We start from the raw sequence: 19,168 nt of genomic DNA on the forward strand, positions 1-19,168 counted from the left end.
CACATAACAGCGATCTTATAATATCTCAGTGTTCTGTAATTTCAATTAAGATGAGTGTCCGGTTAATTTTTGTGAGGGTTTTGGGTTGTTGGCTTTGTGTGGCTTGCTCGCATCGTAATTTAACGCTGGTGTGCACTGAATCTTCTGGGGTGTTGGCGATATTGGCGCGAATGGGGTTTAAGTCAACATAAGCCATACAAGCGGCAAGTGCGGCTTCATCAAGGAGTGCTTGAGATTTAAAACGTCCTTCCCAAAAACGGCCTGTGCAGTTATCTTCTTGGTTAGCGGCTCTGGCAATACCTTCATTGATATTACCCATAAACCAGCTGATTTTCATCAGGCGTTTGCGATACACTTCAGCGCTGGCTTTAACGCTTTCAAGCAACGGTTTCGCTAACACATCACCACGACAGTATTGTTGTGTCAGTAATGTGCCCTTGTGTAAACGGTGCCAACGTTCGAGTACCTCATTCATACTCCACTGTTTGGCTTTTTCTTCATCCACAAATAACACCACATGATAATGGTTACTCATTACCGCATAAGCACAAACGTCAATCGCAAAGACTTGACTAAGAAAATGTAACTTATCCTCAACCCATTGGCGGCGATGCTCATAACTTTGCCCTGTAAAGGCATCTTCTCCACATAAAAAAGCACGTCGAACACAACGTGAAATACAATGGTAATAAGGGGTATCGACTAAACTGATTTGTCTTTTTCGAGGGGTTGCCATCCTAGCTTCCTGATTAAAATCCTATTTGCTCACAAGCATAGAACAGCGTTCATAAAATGCAAATTTGAGTGGGTGTCTCGTTAATTTGAAAAATGTAGTTGGCTAAAATGTTGAACGGAGTGAAAACAGGCAACTGTATTTTTTCCGTTTGAAGTTTTGTTAGTTTTTTATAACACTATAGAAAAGATAATGTACCATTTTTAATAACAACATCTAATAAATTACTATTAAAACATTGAAGCTCAGCGTTACACACAACCGCTTTAAGTTTGTATGTACCATCTACTGCAACATCCTGTTCTATCTCTGAATTAACTCGAAATTCTTGTAGTAATAAAGAATAATCAAAAACTTTAGATATCCCCATATACATAGGTAAAGAAGTACTTCCTTTTAGATCGCAAATATAATTAATGTGACCATTATCAGGTATGTAAACTTTATCCTTAGAATGTAAATAAAAGTTTAGTTGTCCAATAGCTGAACTACACAACGTTTTATGTGATATTTCCATTATTTCATATGGGTCTTCACTATCGTTTAACAAAGTAACTAATAATCGCTGTTCATCTATAACACTTACAAATAATTCAGAATCATTTGCGTAAGTTTGGAATGTTAAAAAAGTAATTAAAACTATAAATGCTTTATTCACAAACGCCTCTAAAGGTGATTAATTAATATTTAAATACAACACCGAAATAAGAAAAAAACTAACGCCTAATTAACAGGCAAAAAATTGTTGGCTAAAATAAGTGAACGGAGTGAACAAAAAGCCAACTGTTTTTTGTCCTTGTTTAATTTCTTGTTATACGAACTTTAACTACTAGCTATGAATTTACTCCATTCTTTAGCTGCTCCTACAGAAACACCCAATGGAAATACTGAGCCCACGATTATAAAATAATTGGAGTTTTCGAACTCTGTTGTTTGAAATATACCCGTAAACAAAAAATTAATGAACCCAAAAATACCGAAGCCCCAACAAAGCAAAATTGCATATTTTACAAAATTAGATTTAGGTGAGTTAAAAGGGTTTACTCGTTGAAAACCGATCACAAGTGTAACCATTACGATTGCAGCGAAATACATAAAAACAGTCATTATAGGTGCCGCAATGACTAAGGCTAAATCATTCACTGTATATAACCCAATGCAGAGAGAAATAGAACACCATAACAGTGAAAATTTGGTAAACCATTTTTCAGAGAAATTCATGTATGGGATTATTCTAAGTTCAAGATTCACACCACGCTCCGTGTTCGTATAACAGCTTATTATGAGGAAAAAATCCTTGTTTAAACAAGGAAAAAATCCTTCTTTCATATTTTAAGATAATCAAAACATACCTGATTTATTCATTATCTACAATAAGTTACTAATAAAACATCTCGTGATGTTAAAGACATAAACGAGAATATTTCCTTTTTATTGGATGAAAGCAGGAAACAGCACCAAACTGTATAGATGCACAGTACATTTTGTGGCGTAACAAAATAAATAAAGATAAATATATGAGCTCTCTTTTTCTTATTCATATTTAAGAGCCGATGTGGATAAAAGGATTAGAGCCGTTTTAAGTAAACTCTTCTGAAAAAACAGTATTTCAGTGGATCATGTGATACCAAGAAAACTATGAGCCAATTACAGGTTAACAATATATATAAACTATTTACTCTGGTTCATTGAAGGTGATGATTTATTCAAAGTCATTCTCGCTGTTAACGTTTTCTGCTAGCTTCCTTGCCATACTTTTTTACATCAATGTGTTTTTACATCAATACTTTTTAGTTGATAATTTTGTTGGCTTTTACAATAAAAATTAAACATAAACTACGGAGGCAGGTTCGTTGAAATATCAGCAATGTGCTCAAACAGAGATATTAATCGAGTTATACTACGCCAGTTTCAGGCTCATAACTGTCTGTCAGATGAAGTCAGAACCTATACACACTTAACATTTTCATAAAATGTTAAGTGTTGTGCTAACTTTATACCAATGTAAAAAATTGCTTTTAAAGTTAACCGTTCAATAAATATGTTTTCAATTCAGGAATACATGAACCACAGTTAGTGCCACATTTTAACTTTTCACCTAAACTGGTTACCGACTTACAATCGCCGGATTTAATCGCTGCTTGTATGGTTTTTTCACCCACCTGAAAACAAGAGCATATCATGTCGCCCACATCGCCTTTGCCATCACTATCAATACCCGACATTAGCTTAAAGCGAGTTTTTATTGGTAGGAATTTATTTAACTGCTGTTCAATAAATCTACTGTTAAACGTCAGGCTTAAATCGGTGCTTGCTGCAAAAAAACAATGCAGTTGGTTATCGATAAAGCCGGCAATACGTAATACATTTTTTTGCTGGTCTTTTAATACTACCCAGTCGTTAATCTGCGGATATAAGTCAGCGAGAAAAGTTTCATCTTCAGCTAGCTCTTGCTGATCAGATAATAAATATTTGTGACCTTGTTCAAGCTGTATTTTGCTCCAGTAATGGGTTGAACAGTTTACCGCTTGCGAAGAGATTAAATAGCCAGACCATACAGCATTAAACGGCCTAATATTAACTGGACTGTGTTTGAATTCGGGTTGCCCACAAAGATCGTCAGTTATCGGGTTTACCAATGCAGATGCGCGAGCAGAAGCCGAAAAATTATCATTCCAGTGTATAGGAACAAAAATTTCGCCCGTGCGCTGCTCATTCGTAATATTTACTCTACCAATATATTCAGCACCCAAGTTAGTGAGCACAGCGAGTTGTTTATCTGCTAATTGAAAACGCTTGGCATCTTCTTCGTTAACAGCAATATAAGGCTCGCTTGAGTGAGTCATTAACTTAGCAACACGACCGGTTCTGTTCATAGTATGCCATTGATCGCGAATTCGCCCCGAATTCATTACCACTTGATCAAGACTCGGCGCTATTTTAGGTAATTTCGCAATAATAGGGATAAAGTTCGCTTTTTGATTTTTTGTCGCAAACACAGCATCTGTGAATACACGTTTTACCCCGCTGGGGTTCGCTGTATTAATTGGCCATTTCGTTGGTGTAAAATTTTCGTAATCAGATAGTGAAATGTTAGCTAACGCTGAAATATCAAAAACCCGGTAAATATCATGTTCAGCTCTTTTATCGGCATAAGGGTGGCTGTTTTCAAAACCTGACAATGCCGCATGCTCTTTGAATATATCGACGGGATGTTGATAATTGAATGCTGCTTTAAAGCCTAACTTGTGTGCAACGTCGGTAATTATTTGCCAATCATTTTTTGCTTCACCTGGCGCTTTTAACATGCTTTTGTGCACAGAAATGGTTCGGTCAGAGTTGGTTACAGAGCCATGTTTTTCGCCCCAAGTACTTGCGGGTAACACCACATCAGCATAAGCAACAGTGTCAGTGTTTTCATAACATTCGCTCACCACAACCATAGGGCATTTTTTTAATGCGCGTTTAACAAGGTTAGCATTAGGCATACTCACTACAGGATTAGTCGCCATGATCCAAATGGCTTTTATTTTTCCAGAATCTACCGCGTCGAATAAGTCTACCGCTTTTAAGCCTTGCTTAGTCGCAATGTTAGGGGCTTGCCAAAAACGTTTAACTAAGTCTATTTCATTGGGGTTTTCAAAATGTAAATGCGCGGCAAGCTGCGTCGATAAGCCACCTACTTCGCGACCACCCATAGCATTAGGTTGCCCGGTAATTGAAAACGCAGCAGCACCTTCTCGCCCTATTTTCCCCGTCGCTAAATGACAATTAATAATGGCATTACCTTTATCAACACCACTTGATGATTGGTTAATGCCTTGCGAGAAAAAGGTAACGACTTTGTCAGTTTCGGCAAAAATCTGGTAACTCTCAAGCAATAATGAAAGCTCTATATCACAGGCCTTTGCTACAGCTGAAATATCAGCAAACTGGCTTTGTGCGGTTTGTAATGTTTGTTCGAAACCTTGGCAATGCTTGGCGATATAATCGTTATTTAAATGCCCTTGCTCAGCCAAATACATTAACAAGCCGTTATAGAAATAAGCATCGCTGCCAGGCTTTATTGCCAGATATAAGTCGGCATCTTTCGCAGAAGCCGTTTTACGTGGGTCGATTACCACTATTTTACGTGTTGGGTTTTCTTCCCTCGCTTTAATCATGCGCTGATAAACAATGGGATGAGCATAAGCGGGGTTAGCGCCAATAATAAATATAGCTTCGGCGGCGCTTAAGTCGTCATAACAGCCAGCCACAATATCTTCGCCAAAGGCACGTTTGTGAGCTGTACTGGCAGACGCCATACATAATCGTGAGTTGGTATCAACATTGGCTGAGCCAATAAAGCCTTTCATGAGTTTATTGGCGACATAATAGTCTTCGGTAAGTAACTGCCCTGATAAATAAAAAGCGACTGAGTCTGGGCCGTATTGCGCAATTGTTTCTTGAAAATGTTTGGCTATTTTAGACGTTGCTTGGTCCCAACTTACATCTTCGCCATCAATACGCGGGCTTAAGATTCGATTTTTTACCCCTTGTGTTTCATGAAGTGAAGAACCCTTTACGCACAAGCGCCCTAGGTTTGCAGGGTGCAGTTTATTACCTTTTACGGCAATAACCTTATTATTTTCAACAGTGGCTTCAATACCGCAACCTACCCCACAATAAGGGCAATTAGTTTTATTTGTGGTGAGTTTATTGTTTAAAGCTGAAGGTTGTTTATCGGTAAAAATAATATCGGTCATGAAGTTCTCAAACGTTAACTCACCAGTGCAATTATTATTCGTTTTTTGCAAAAAGTGCGTTGGTAAAATTTTAAATTAAGTGGCTTCTTAATATCAAAGTCGTGTGCGCTACTGCTAAGCTAAAGCAAAACTAGCCTTATGTTGCAAAAGTAAGTTATGCGATACTGACTTGCTTTTCATTATCGCTAAGGGTGACAAACTCTTCGCCAATTAAAAGCTCTGGCAACATAGGAGTAACTGTTGTTGCTTGTTGCATTAGGTCAAAATAAGCCATACCAGAGCTCACATCGCCAAAGAGCACAACACCACTTATTTTGTCGTTTTTAACGATTAACTTGCGGTAAATAAGCGCTTTTTTATCTAATAGCGTAAAACATTGGCTATCTTCTGATACTTCAACATTACCTGCTGAAAATAACTGCACACCCGACACTTTTAACTTGGTTGCTACAGGTGCGTTATAAAATGGCTTTTCTAGGTTATGACATAAACGCTCAGCAAGCGTAATACACTGTGCCCAAATAGGGTCAACTAAACCAAAGGTAGCTCCTTGGTGCTCACAACATTCGCCTAAAGCGCTTATCGAAAGTTCACTGGTTTGCATGTAATCATTAACTAATATGGCACGATTAACTTCGATATTACTGATTTGCGCTAATTCTTTGTTTGGCGTAATACCGGTTGCAATAACGGCCATTTGCGCACAAATAAACGTACCATTGGTTAACGTAACACCTGATAATATTTCAGTTTTCTCATTATCAGCTGCTAAGCTTTGATCGATGTTACTTTCAAAAGCGGCAACTTCATGGCCCAAAACAAAGCTAATATTTTTTTGTTCTATAATGGTTTGCAGCATAACGCCGGCCACTTTATCAAGCTGGCGGTTCAACAACCATTTGTTACGATGCACTAATGTTACTTCGACTCCGCTAAGCGCTAACCCGTACGCAGCCTCTAACCCTAATAAACCACCGCCAATCACAACCGCTTGCTTTTTAGTTGTGCCCGCTTGCTTAGTGAAGGCTTGAATTTTTTCGGTATCGGCAATATTTCGAAAATTAAATATTCCGGTAATATTTTGATTTTTGGCTGGAATTTTAGCGGTGCGTGAACCTGTAGCGATAATAAGTTCGTCGTAATCTATTTGCACACCTGAGGCTAAATCAACGTACTTTTTTTCTTTATTGATATAAGTAACAACACCGCCACTTAAAAAATTAATATGATGCGCTTTGTACCATGCTGGTGGTTTTTGCATAATACTGTCTATGGTTGCTTCACCCGCTAAAACAGCTGATAACATTATTCGGTTGTAGCTACCAAAGTGCTCTTTAGAGATCACGGTAATCTGGTATTTATTCGGCGTACGTTTGATTATTTCGTCGAGCAGGCGACCTGTTGCCATACCGTTTCCAATGATCACCAATGCAGGTTTTATTTGCACAACTGACTCAACAGGCTTGCTGCTTGAACGCTTAATTATGGGTTTTTCGGTATTAGCCATTTTACTGCCTATATTTGTCACGTTATGTTGGTAGCGAAGGTAAGTTACTCAGTTCGCCATTCTTTTGTGACTATAAAAACTTTATATAGAGCTAAATGCAGGTAATGTGCCATGAGATTTTTAATTCTGCACTCCCCTTTACCTTATTGTAATTAAAGTGTTTTCTTTATAGAGTTGTTCAAAATAATAATAATTATGCTGATATTTATATAAGTTTATGCACTGATATGGTGCTGGCATGCATTGTTTTATAAAAAAGGCGGTGTGGGTAACTTATAACTTAAAGTAACTAGAGTTAGGTATCTAGACTTAAAATACCTGGCCTTAAAGTGCCAAGCAAAGGCTTTTACGAATAAGATGAGTAAGCTCCATCATACTTAAGCCAGCATTCAAGCTAAATACAACGGGCTAAGCGCAAACCATTGCCACAAATAATTTCCATAAATACTTTCCATAAATAACGTCCACAAATATTTTCCACAAATAATAAGATTAACATTGAGATCTTAGCTGTTTATCATTACACCCTATTTTTACCTGTTACGCATTGCTTACCATTTTTTCTGCACTTAATCTGTGCGTTGGCGCTTTTGTATCGTGCAGCCATAACCTAATAACGTGTAGAATTATCTATGCAAAATACACTAAAAAACAATTAAAACAACACCATAGTAATATCAGTATTGTCTGGCATTGCATTTGCTACTCAGTGTTCACTACTGTTATTGGCACTCAACTAAGCCTGTCTGATAACAAAAATAACAAAGCCATTATTTGTTATTAACGCAGAAAAGTGTCTCTGGTTAATAAAAGCATAGATTTTAATTTTTAGGAGTTGTTGCATGAGCGGTCAAGATAGTCTTAATATTTTTTCATTTAAAGGAAAAATGAAAACCTTACATATGAGTTGGATAGCATTTTTTATCACCTTTGCTGTTTGGTTTAATTTTGCGCCTTTAGTGTCGGTTATTGCAGACTCACTCGGTTTATCTAAAGCAGAGATAAAAACCTTAATGCTATTAAATGTGGCCTTAACTATTCCCGCTCGCGTGATTATCGGCATGTTAACCGACAAATATGGCCCTCGCTTAACTTTCGCGGTATTACTTGCCGTATGTAGTATCCCTTGTTTTATGTTTGCTTTTGCAAGCTCTTTTGAACAAGCGGCATTGTCTCGCTTCTTATTAGGATTTATTGGCGCTGGTTTTGTTATCGGTATTCGTATGGTATCTGAATGGTTTCCGGCGAATGAACTGGGTACTGCTGAAGGTATTTATGGTGGTTGGGGTAATTTTGGCTCTGCTGCTGCGGCAATGACTTTACCGACTCTGGCATTAGTATTTGGTGGTGAAAACGGCTGGAGATATGCTGTTGCTTTTACTGGAGCATTAAGCTTACTTTTCAGTATTATTTGGTATAAAAACGTTACCGATACCCCAAAAGGTTCAACCTACTTTAAACCTAAACAAACTGGCGCAATGGAAGTTACGTCAACTGGCGACTTCTTTCTATTACTCATTATGAAAGTGCCAATGTATGGTGCTTTAGCTTTACTTACTTGGAAATTATCACCGGCAGGCGTAAGTTTATTATCAGATCAAAGTGCATTGCTGGCCTATATTGGTTTAGTGGTTTTATTTGCGATTGAAGTTAAGCAAACCATAAAAGTAAACGGTCATTTATTTTCAAAGCCAGTAGAAAAAATTCACCAATATAAATTTAAGCAAGTCGCGGTATTAAACATTCTTTACTTTGCTACATTCGGCTCAGAATTGGCAGTTGTTTCAATGCTACCGTTATTTTTCGCTGAAACCTTTGAGCTAAGTATGGTTTATGCCGCGATGTTAGCGTCAACTTATGCCTTTATGAACTTAATGTCTCGCCCTGGCGGCGGTTGGTTGTCTGATAAATTTGGTCGTAAAAAAACCTTATTAATTTTAACGGCGGGTTTAGCAATTGGTTATTTTGCAATGTCGGAAATCACCGGTGAATGGCCATTAGCGTTAGCGGTAGTAACAGCCATGGCTTGTTCATTCTTCGTGCAAGCAGGCGAAGGTGCCGTATTTGCCGCCGTACCACTAATTAAACGCAGATTAACCGGGCAAATTGCGGGCATGACAGGCGCTTATGGTAACGTCGGGGCTGTGGTTTATTTAACGGTATTAACCATGGTTGATTATTCAACCTTCTTTATGGTGATAGCCGCTACTGCAGTGCTAGGATTCACAACGTTACTCTTTATGGAAGAGCCCAAAGGCACTATTACTGAAGTACGAGAAGATGGTACGGTAGAGTTAATTAATGTTAGCCATTAAGTAAATATGAGTAATGAAACCCAGCAAAACCAAAGCACGGTTGCAGATTTGCAATTGTGCATTGGCGGATTTTCTTCAAAAGGTTTAAAGGCCGAAAACCAAGACGCTTTCGCCGCTATTGTGCCCCAAAGCCACGAATTACGCGCTAAAGGTGCTGTTGCGGCTATTGCCGATGGGCTATCAAGTGCTAATAAAGCGGCAGATGCCTCGCAACTTGCTGTTACTCAATTTATTCAAGAATATCTCGCGACCCCTGAAACTTGGTCAACGCAGAAGTCAGCTGCCAAAGTATTAACCAGTTTAAATAACTGGCTGTATTCACAAAGTGATTTTGTTGAAGGCTTAGCCGACGAGAATTCTCCACAGTGGTTAACAACATTTTCAGCGCTCATTGCTAAGTCTAATACTGGTTATATTTTTCATGTGGGTGATACGCGTATTACCAAGTATCGTAATCTTCAATTAGAGGTTATTACACGTGACCATAATCGCAAGCAAATTGGCCAACAAGCTTTATTAACCCGTGCCTTGGGTGCTGATAACCGCTTAGAAGTTGACGTGCATCAGGTTGATTTGCAGTCGGGCGATTTATATATGCTCAGTTGTGATGGTATTCATGATTACATAACAAAGCCGGTTTTTAAAACCCTGTTTGATGCTTTACCCGTATCGCCAGAAAAAGGCGATTTAGAAGCCCTTTCAATTGAAATAGTTAACACGGCACTTGAGCAAGGTAGTAACGATAACCTCACCTGCTTATTAGTTTATGTTAAAGCGGTACCGAATCGTAAACTGGCGGAAATCCAGCGTGATCTTAGTACAAAAGTCATACCACCAGCATTAAAAGTTGGGCAGAAACTAGACGGCTACCTGATCAAAAAAGTTATTCACGCTAGCATTCGATCACATTTGTATTTAGTTATCGATATCGAGACAGATAAACCCTATGTTTTAAAAACACCTTCAGCCAACTTTGCAGAAGATACTATTTATTTACAAGGGTTTATGCGAGAAGCTTGGGTTGGCGAGCGCGTTAAGCACGGCAATGTAATGCGAGTGCTGCCCGGCAGAAAAAACAGCCAATTTTTGTATCACGTTTGCGAATACTTGCAAGGCCAAACACTAGGTGAATGGTTACACGACAATCCTAAACCTAGCATTGCACAAGTTCGTGATATTATGAAACAGGTTATCAGCGCATTACGCGCCTTTCAGCGTTTAGATTTAGTGCATCGTGATTTAAAACCCGACAATATTATGATCGACCAATATGGCCACATTAAGTTGATTGATTACGGCACTGTATTTGTTGCTTCACTCGATGAAAACCAAGAAACCATTAAAGAAGAAGTGCCATTTGGCTCTTTAAACTATATTGCGCCTGAAACGTTATTACACATGAGAGCAGACAATCAAAGTGACTTATTTTCTTTAGGCGTTATTTGTTATGAAATGCTCTCAGGCGAGCTCCCCTATAAACCTATGCAGCGGGCTGAGGTAACCATTAAAGATTATAACAGCATGCAATATCGCAGCATTAAACAGTTTCGACCTGAATTACCTTTATGGTTAGATTTAAGTTTACAAAAAGCAACCCAGGCTGATCCTAAATTGCGCTATAACGCTTTTTCAGAGTTTTTTGCTGATTTAAGTAACCCACAAACAAATGCCATTGAAGAATACAACAGTCAGCCGTTATTAAAACGTAACCCTATTTTATTTTGGCAATCATTATCAGCCTTATTATTTATTGGGCTAATTTTTGCGTTACTCCACTAAGCTTTAAGCCCACCACTTATCAATAATAGTTTAAACTTTTTTGCGCACACCCTTGGTGCGTAAACATCTTCAATACAGTGCAAACATCTACTTTTAATACGCTACAAAAAACTTAGCCAATTGAATTAATTGAAAAAAGTTAACTGGTTCGTTTATTGCAGGTTCGTTTATTGCAAATATCTAGTAAAAATCTAGTAAAAATCTAGCTACTCAAATATAGCGCTAATTAAAAGCAATAGGACTGTAAAAATATGAACACAGCACCTCAAAAAATCGTCGTCGTTGGTAATGGCATGGTTGGTCATCACTTTGTTGATGAAATGGCAAAACATGAAGGCTATGAAATTACCGTACTATCAGCAGAAGATCGCTTAGCTTACGACCGTGTTCACTTATCAGAATATTTTTCTGGCAAAACGGCGGAAGATTTAGCCATGACTTCGCCAGCCTATTACAACGAAATTGGCGTTAATTTTTTCACCAACGCGAAAGTCACTCATATTGATAAAGCAGCGAAAGAGGTAACCACTGAGTCGGGTGAAACCTACGCTTACGATAAGCTTGTTATGGCGACAGGTTCGTACCCATTTGTTCCTCCTATTCCAGGTAAAGAGCGTGATCATTGTTTGGTTTATCGCACTATTCAAGACTTAGACGACATTCAAGCATCAGCTAAAGCTGGCAAAGTTGGCGTTGTGGTTGGTGGTGGTTTATTAGGTTTAGAAGCTGCAAATGCACTTAAAGAACTGGGCTTACAAACACACGTAGTTGAATTTGCACCACAATTAATGGGCGTGCAATTAGACACCGACGGCGGCGCATTATTACGTTCAATGATCGAAGGCATTGGCGTACAAGTGCACACCCAAAAAGCTACCAATGAAATTGTTGATGGCGAAGAGTGTGTTCATCGCATGAACTTTGCTGATGGCTCTCATTTAGAAACTGACGTTATTTTATTTTCTGCTGGTATTCGTCCATACGACAACCTTGCACGAGAATTTGATTTAGCTGTTGGTGAACGCGGCGGTATTGTAGTTGATAACAACTGTAAAACTTCTGACGACAGTATTTATGCTATTGGTGAATGTGCCCTTTGGAACAACTTTATTTTTGGTTTAGTTGCCCCTGGTTACACTATGGCAAAGGTTGCTGCCGATAACATTATTGGTGGTGAACAACAATTTACCGGTGCTGATATGAGCACTAAGTTAAAATTAATGGGCATGGATGTAGGCTCAATTGGCGATGCACATGCCAGAACCGAAGGCTGTAAAAGCTATGTATATTCGAATCAGCCAGATCAAATTTATAAGAAAATTGTCGTTAGCCCAAATGGTAAAGAATTAATCGGTGCGGTTTTAGTCGGCGATACCAGCGAGTATGACTCATTACTGCAATATGCTTTAAATGGCATTGAATTACCCGAAAACCCTGACGGATTAATTTTACCAAGTTCAGGTGAGAAACCAACATTAGGTGTTGACGCCTTACCCGATACCGCAACTATATGTTCATGCTTAAACGTTACCAAAGGCGACATTGTTGCTGCCATTGATTGCGGTGCTGTTGATGTTGGCCAAGTTAAATCGTCAACACAAGCAGCTACCGGTTGTGGTGGTTGTGCGGCGTTACTGAAAAAAGTTACTGATCACGAATTAGAAAAACGTGGCGTTGAAATCAGTACAGATATTTGTGAACATTTTGCTTATAGCCGTGTTGAGTTATTTCATATCGTACAAGCTGAGCAAATTAAAAGTTTTGACCTATTACTAGAAAAACACGGCTCAGGTTTAGGCTGTGAAATTTGTAAACCTGCTGCTGCCTCTATTCTTGCTTCGGTATGGAACGACTACATTTTAAAACCAGATCATGTGGCGCTACAAGACACCAACGACATCTTCCTAGGTAACATGCAAAAAGATGGTACTTACTCTGTTGTACCACGTATGCCTGGTGGTGAAGTTACACCTGATAAGCTCATTGTTATTGGTGAAGTAGCGAAAGAATACAACCTTTACACTAAGGTAACTGGCGGTCAACGCATTGATTTATTTGGTGCCCGTGTTGACCAATTACCCGCTATTTGGAAACGCTTAATTGATGCAGGCATGGAAACTGGCCACGCTTATGGTAAGTCGTTACGTACGGTTAAATCTTGTGTCGGTAGCACTTGGTGTAGATACGGCCAACAAGACAGTATGGCAATGGCGATTCTTTTAGAAGATCGTTACAAAGGCTTACGCTCGCCACACAAAATTAAATTTGCGGTTTCGGGTTGTACACGCGAATGTGCTGAAGCCCAGAGTAAAGATATCGGCGTAATAGCCACTGAAAATGGCTGGAACTTATACGTGAGTGGTAATGGTGGTATGAAGCCTCGCCATGGCGATTTATTTGCTACTGATTTAGACGATGAAACACTGATTAAATACATAGATCGCTATTTAATGTTCTATGTTAGAACAGCGGACCGATTAACCCGTACCTCAGTTTGGTTAGACAACCTAGAAGGCGGTTTAGCTTACATGGAAAAAATTGTTAAAGATGACCATTTAGGCATTAATGACGAACTAGAGAAACAAATGCAGAATGTTGTCGATACTTATCAATGTGAGTGGAAAACCACCATTGAAAGCGAAGAGCAATTAAAACGTTTCCGCCAATTTGTTAACTCTGATGCCATCGATAGCAATATTGAATTCGTTACCGAGCGCGAACAAATTCGCCCCGCTAAGGATGAAGAGAAAAAATACGGTGTGAAAATTCAAGCAGTTGACTTAACGCCAGCATAAAAGTTTACCAAAGAAAAAGGACATTAATATGACGACAGAAAATAGCTGGCAAACTATCTGCCCAACAAGCGACTTAGTGAAAAACTCAGGTGTATGTGCGTTATTAGCAAACCAAGAACAAGTCGCTTTATTTCAAGTTGGCAATGACAAAGTATATGCCGTTTCTAACTTTGACCCTTTCGGTAAAGCCAATGTTTTGTATCGCGGTTTAATTGGTGAGACTAAAGGTAATGTTTACGTTGCCTCGCCATTATTAAAGCAACGTTTTATGTTAAATTCTGGCGTTTGTTTAGATGATGATGCTTATACGATTAAAACGTACGAAACGCGTATAACTGATGGCAAACTAGAAATATTAGGTTAATTGGTTAGTTCTATTGTTTAACTTAATTGTTGCTGTAAGAAATCCCAAGTTAGGAGACTAAACTGGGATTTTTGTTTATAGATAGCAAATATATAAAAAGCTAACCACCAACTAAAATAAAAAGTTACCCGACAGGTTAAACATTATGTTGCACAAATTTTAAAATGCTCAATTAAAAATTTAAAAAATGTTATATCCACTCAAGTGATGAAGATATTATTTTAGGGCAAGTCTTGCATCATAAACTAACAAAAGCCTATTTAAAACCAAAGTAAAAGCAAAATAAAAAAGCAAGCCACTGAAATAAAATAACTTTATATAGTGGTATGAATGCTGCTCTATATTTCGGTTTACCTGGGTATTTATTTTAATGTGAATGAATTGAAAAAAAACACCTTATCATTAACTAAGCATGATCATATTCTGCACAACACTGTAAAGTTAAAAATACTGCTTGCAGAGAATAATCATGCAAAAGCTAGAGCATTAATCAGTAAACTTACCAGTACCGACTATGACATCCATCATATTGCACACTCTGGTGTTCCTCTATTAAAAGATGTTGAGCAATTAAACCCAGATATCATCATTATTGATATAGAGTCTCCCGATAGAGATATGCTTGAAAATCTCAATAAAATATCCCAATTTGCGCCTAAACCTATCATCGTTTTTTCAGAGCAACAACACCCAAACCCCACGATTAATCAGTTAGTTAAATCTGGGGTGAGTGCCTATGTAGTTGGTGAAGTGAGTCAACAAAGAGTGAAATCAGTTGTTGAAGTAGCCATTGCCAGGTTTAGTGTTTTTCAAGGCCTTAAACAAGAGCTTGCAGATACAAAACAAAAATTATCCAGTCAAAAAAATATCGATAAAGCGAAACGCTGGTTAATGGAAACTAAACAACTTTCCGAAGTAGATGCCTATAATTTTATCCGAAAAATAGCGATGGATAACAGTCAAAAAATGGATGATGTTGCCAAGAATATCCTATCAGTTGCCAGTATATTTTAGAGAAAAAAAATGTTTAATGTTGAAAAGAAAAATATAACGCTTGGCTTTATGCCATTAACCGATAGTGCACCGGTAATTATTGCCCATGAAATGGGGATGTTTAAAAAGTGGGGGCTTAACGTAAGCTTAAACAAGCAAAACTCTTGGGCAACATTACGAGATAAATTACATTTAGGTGTTATCGATGCTGCACAAATGTTAGCTCCAATGCCTATAGCCAGTCAATTAGGCTTATATGGTCAAAAATCTCAGGTGATTACTCCAATAATATTGAGTCGTAACGGTAATGGCATCACCTTATCCACGAAGCTATATAAAAAAATATTAACACAACAAAACACCACGAAAATAGATATGCCTTTTTCGGCAAATATTCTGCTTAATGAAATAGAAAAGCGCAAAAAAGAAGGTAATAAATTAACCTTTGCTGTCGTTTTTCCTTATAGCTGCCATTATTATCAACTTATTGAATGGCTTAAAAGAAGTGATATTGCACTGTCAGATATTAATTTATTAATTGTCCCCCCTTCTGACATGATGCCATCAATGCAGTCTGGCGACCTTGATGGTTTTTGTGTTGGTGGTCCATGGAATGCGAAAGCCGTTCGTGACGGTGTAGGTATAACAGGTGTAACTTCATCAGATTTATACCAAAACTCCCCAGAAAAAGTTTTAGGCTTAATGTCTAATTGGCAACAGCAACACCCTCAAACAACGTTAGCTTTGGTTTCGGCTTTATATGAAGCATGCCAATGGCTTGAAAATATACCCAACCGGTTTGAAGCAGCAAGACTATTAAGCCGTTCATGTTACCTAGACACAAATATTGATGTTATAGCACCTTCGTTACTCGGTAGTTGTTTAACATTTAACGACACAACACCGCGAAAGATACCGACATATAATCAATTTTCTACCTTAGGCAATTCAGAATTTAACAACCCTGGACAGTATTGTGGGGAAAATATTGCCAACTTAATGAAAGAGTCTGGCCATATTAGTAGCCAACAACGTGCTGAATTAAGTATTGCTGCTATCTTTAGAAAAGATATATATGATAACGCGATCAACTCGCCCAAATGCAATTGAATATAAGTCATTCTGAAGTCTGAATAGCAAAAAAAGTCACCAAACTTGTGCACTCGTTTCACATTAATGAGTCAATTTTAGATTATAAATTAAAATCACAAACCAACAAAATACTATACCATTGATTTTTAACGACATTAATTTATGGCACTATATATGCTTTATAAAAATGGAGTTTTTACGTTAAAGCAATCAACAGCGGTTGTATTAACAAACAAGTAAAACCTACAAAACTAATTTCGTTAAAACTAATTGCACTGCAACGGCGTAGTCATTATTAGTTTGGCATTGTAGCCCACAGCACTCGGATTGTACCGAAGTGCTGTGGGCTTTTTTATTTGGAGAAAAGTATGTTGAAAGTACGTATAAAAAATGAATATAAAAAGTTATGCCATGCTGTAATTGCAGGTATTTGTATCTCAGGCGCATTATTAACGTCATCTATACAAGCTGCAGAGTTAGGCGAGCCAGAAAAAGAAGAACTAAAATTTGGTTTTATTAAGCTAACAGATATGGCCCCCATAGCCATCGCTTATGAAAACGGCTACTTTGAAGATGAAGGTTTATACGTAACTATTGAAGCACAAGCTAACTGGAAGGTTTTGTTAAATGGTGTTATCGACGGCACCTTAGACGGTGCACACATGCTGGCGGGTCAACCTATCGCGGCAACCATGGGTTATGGTACTAAAGCCAATATTATTACGCCTTTCTCAATGGATTTAAACGGTAACGCGATTACTGTATCAAATGATATTTGGGCAAAAATGAAGCCAAACATTCCTAAAATGGCTGATGGTAGACCTGTTCACCCAATTAAAGCTGATTCATTAGTGCCGGTTATTGAAGCACTTAAAGATGATGGTAAACCATTCAAAATGGGGATGGTATTTCCGGTTTCTACCCATAACTATGAATTACGTTATTGGTTAGCTGCTGGTGGCATTCACCCTGGTTACTACGCACCTCATAAAGGTGACACATCAGGCCAAATTGATGCACAAGCATTGCTTTCTGTAACACCGCCACCGCAAATGCCATCAACCATGGAAGCCGGTACTATTCATGGTTACTGTGTGGGTGAACCTTGGAACCAACAAGCTGTTTTCAAAAATATCGGCGTACCTGTTGTTACAGATTATGAGATCTGGAAAGACAACCCAGAAAAAGTATTTGGTATTACTGAAAAATTCGCTGAAAAATACCCCAATACCACTATTCGCTTAACCCGTGCACTTATAAGAGCGGCTAAATGGTTAGATGATAACAGCAATGCTAACCGCCCTGCTGCCGTAAAAATATTATCTCAATCTAACTATGTTGGTGCAGATTATGATGTTATTGCTAACTCAATGACAGGTACTTTCGAATATGAAAAAGGCGACAAACGTGCCGTGCCTGACTTTAACGTGTTCTTTCGCTACAACGCAACTTACCCATACTATTCAGATGCCATTTGGTACTTAACGCAAATGCGTCGTTGGGGACAAATTAGCGATGATAAAAGTGACCAATGGTACAAAGATCTTGCTGCAAAAGTTTACCGTCCCGACATTTATGAAAAAGCGGCTAAATCTTTAATTGCTGAGAAAATAATTCCTGCCAATGAGTTTCCTAACTTCGCTACAGAAACAGGTTTTAAGCCACCTCAACAACACTTTATTGATGACATTGTATATGACGGTAACAAGCCAAATGCTTACTTAGAAAAATTTAAAATTGGTCTTAAACAAGGTGACAAACTTTAAGTCATTTGTGTGCTAACCATGATTAAACTCATGGTTAGCATCAACACTTAACGTATGTATTTAGAGGAATTAAACATGAGTTTAACAACCGCAACTATCAATCGTTTAACGACCAATGAGAAAATAATGAAAACCTTAAAAGGCGTACTTAACACAGTATCAAACGCACTACTTCTACCCGCTGTCGGTATTGCTATATTTTTAGCATTATGGTCTATAACAGCGCAAAGTATCCATACATCGTTAGGGGAATTCCCGGGGCCAAATGCCGTTGTTAAACAATTTTCTACACTGTACGACGAACATATTGCTGAAAGAAAAAAAGCTGAAGCTTTCTATGAAAGACAAGAAAAACGCAACGCGAAAAAACTTGAAAAAAACCCAGATGCTGTCGTTAAAATCAGAGCATACACAGGTAAAGAAACATTTGTTGACCAAATATTTACCAGTTTAATAACCGTAACCAGTGGTTTTTTAGTTGCTGCAATTATTGCCATACCGCTAGGTATATGGATGGGACTCAGTGCCAAATTAAACTCTGCCATGAACCCTATAGTACAAATATTTAAACCGGTTTCACCACTAGCCTGGTTACCGCTGGTCACTATGGTTGTCAGTGCGCTTTATGTATCAGACGACCCATTAGTATCTAAATCATTTTTAACCTCATTAATCACCGTTAGCTTATGTAGTTTATGGCCCATGGTAATTAATACCTCGATCGGTGTTTCTTCAATCGACAGTGATCTGCTTAATGTCAGTAAAGTCTTACGTCTACCGACATTAACGCACATAAAAAAAATAGTATTACCTGCTTCAGTGCCCATGATTTTTACCGGCATGAGATTGTCTTTTGGTGTGGCTTGGATGGTATTAATTGCGGCAGAAATGCTCGCACAAAATCCTGGTTTGGGTAAATTTGTTTGGGATGAATTCCAAAATGGCAGCTCAAATTCACTAGCACGCATTATGGCCGCAGTAATCGTTATTGGCTTTATCGGCTTCTTGCTAGACCGAATTATGCTGATGCTACAACGCAAAGTATCTTGGGATAAATCAAGCGCAACGGTTTAAGGAAA

The 19,168-nt window shown here is 38.2% G+C and carries 12 protein-coding genes and 1 pseudogene; 8 read left to right on the forward strand and 5 right to left on the reverse strand.

The window, feature by feature from the left end:
* Positions 1-67: 67 nt before the first annotated feature.
* The 5 genes and pseudogenes from AC27H3_RS01240 to AC27H3_RS01260 all read right to left on the reverse strand — a co-directional run.
* Positions 68-736 (reverse strand): annotated as a pseudogene (locus tag AC27H3_RS01240) (transposase); the annotation flags it as partial.
* 175 nt (positions 737-911) lie between these two features.
* On the reverse strand, positions 912-1,391 hold the full coding sequence (locus AC27H3_RS01245) for a hypothetical protein (RefSeq protein WP_487103059.1): 480 nt from the start codon (positions 1,389-1,391) through the stop codon (positions 912-914).
* 164 nt (positions 1,392-1,555) lie between these two features.
* Positions 1,556-1,984 (reverse strand): hypothetical protein, encoded by a 429-nt coding sequence (locus tag AC27H3_RS01250; protein ID WP_487103061.1) that lies wholly within the window; start codon positions 1,982-1,984, stop codon positions 1,556-1,558.
* 773 nt (positions 1,985-2,757) lie between these two features.
* Positions 2,758-5,478: a nitrate reductase gene (locus tag AC27H3_RS01255; protein ID WP_487103063.1), complete on the reverse strand. Its 2,721-nt coding sequence runs from the start codon at positions 5,476-5,478 to the stop codon at positions 2,758-2,760.
* A 154-nt stretch (positions 5,479-5,632) separates the two neighbouring features.
* Positions 5,633-6,985: an NAD(P)/FAD-dependent oxidoreductase gene (locus AC27H3_RS01260; RefSeq protein WP_487103065.1), complete on the reverse strand. Its 1,353-nt coding sequence runs from the start codon at positions 6,983-6,985 to the stop codon at positions 5,633-5,635.
* Positions 6,986-7,827: 842 nt separating this feature from the next.
* Here AC27H3_RS01260 and AC27H3_RS01265 point away from each other — a divergent pair.
* The 8 genes from AC27H3_RS01265 to AC27H3_RS01300 all read left to right on the forward strand — a co-directional run bounded on the left by AC27H3_RS01265 (position 7,828) and on the right by AC27H3_RS01300 (position 19,163).
* Positions 7,828-9,300: a NarK family nitrate/nitrite MFS transporter gene (locus AC27H3_RS01265; protein WP_487103067.1), complete on the forward strand. Its 1,473-nt coding sequence runs from the start codon at positions 7,828-7,830 to the stop codon at positions 9,298-9,300.
* Between the two features lie 6 nt (positions 9,301-9,306).
* On the forward strand, positions 9,307-11,079 hold the full coding sequence (locus AC27H3_RS01270; RefSeq protein ID WP_487103069.1) for a bifunctional protein-serine/threonine kinase/phosphatase: 1,773 nt from the start codon (positions 9,307-9,309) through the stop codon (positions 11,077-11,079).
* Positions 11,080-11,330: 251 nt separating this feature from the next.
* Entirely contained in the window at positions 11,331-13,874 is a 2,544-nt protein-coding gene (gene nirB / locus AC27H3_RS01275; RefSeq protein WP_487103071.1) for a nitrite reductase large subunit NirB, read from the forward strand.
* A gap of 28 nt (positions 13,875-13,902) precedes the next feature.
* A complete protein-coding gene (gene nirD, locus AC27H3_RS01280) occupies positions 13,903-14,238 on the forward strand; it encodes a nitrite reductase small subunit NirD (protein WP_487103073.1) in 336 nt (111 codons plus the stop codon).
* 372 nt (positions 14,239-14,610) lie between these two features.
* Positions 14,611-15,252: an ANTAR domain-containing response regulator gene (locus tag AC27H3_RS01285; RefSeq protein WP_487103075.1), complete on the forward strand. Its 642-nt coding sequence runs from the start codon at positions 14,611-14,613 to the stop codon at positions 15,250-15,252.
* Between the two features lie 9 nt (positions 15,253-15,261).
* Entirely contained in the window at positions 15,262-16,341 is a 1,080-nt protein-coding gene (locus AC27H3_RS01290) for a CmpA/NrtA family ABC transporter substrate-binding protein (RefSeq protein WP_487103077.1), read from the forward strand.
* 350 nt (positions 16,342-16,691) lie between these two features.
* Positions 16,692-18,089 carry a CmpA/NrtA family ABC transporter substrate-binding protein gene (locus tag AC27H3_RS01295; RefSeq protein WP_085301483.1) on the forward strand — a complete coding sequence of 466 codons (1,398 nt, stop codon included), beginning with the start codon at positions 16,692-16,694 and terminating at the stop codon, positions 18,087-18,089.
* Between the two features lie 126 nt (positions 18,090-18,215).
* Positions 18,216-19,163 (forward strand): ABC transporter permease, encoded by a 948-nt coding sequence (locus AC27H3_RS01300; RefSeq protein WP_487103523.1) that lies wholly within the window; start codon positions 18,216-18,218, stop codon positions 19,161-19,163.
* Positions 19,164-19,168: the final 5 nt, after the last annotated feature.

The sequence above is a fragment of the Colwellia sp. NW0002-52-1 genome (assembly GCF_057550865.1).

Coding starts and splice junctions, on each gene's coding strand:
- AC27H3_RS01290 (WP_487103077.1), top strand. CDS start 15,262: ATGTTTAATGTTGAAAAGAAAAATATAACGCTTGGCTTTATGCCATTA.
- nirB (WP_487103071.1), top strand. CDS start 11,331: ATGAACACAGCACCTCAAAAAATCGTCGTCGTTGGTAATGGCATGGTT.
- AC27H3_RS01270 (WP_487103069.1), top strand. CDS start 9,307: ATGAGTAATGAAACCCAGCAAAACCAAAGCACGGTTGCAGATTTGCAA.
- AC27H3_RS01295 (WP_085301483.1), top strand. CDS start 16,692: ATGTTGAAAGTACGTATAAAAAATGAATATAAAAAGTTATGCCATGCT.
- AC27H3_RS01255 (WP_487103063.1), bottom strand. CDS start 5,478: ATGACCGATATTATTTTTACCGATAAACAACCTTCAGCTTTAAACAAT.
- AC27H3_RS01265 (WP_487103067.1), top strand. CDS start 7,828: ATGAGCGGTCAAGATAGTCTTAATATTTTTTCATTTAAAGGAAAAATG.
- AC27H3_RS01260 (WP_487103065.1), bottom strand. CDS start 6,985: ATGGCTAATACCGAAAAACCCATAATTAAGCGTTCAAGCAGCAAGCCT.
- AC27H3_RS01300 (WP_487103523.1), top strand. CDS start 18,216: ATGAAAACCTTAAAAGGCGTACTTAACACAGTATCAAACGCACTACTT.
- nirD (WP_487103073.1), top strand. CDS start 13,903: ATGACGACAGAAAATAGCTGGCAAACTATCTGCCCAACAAGCGACTTA.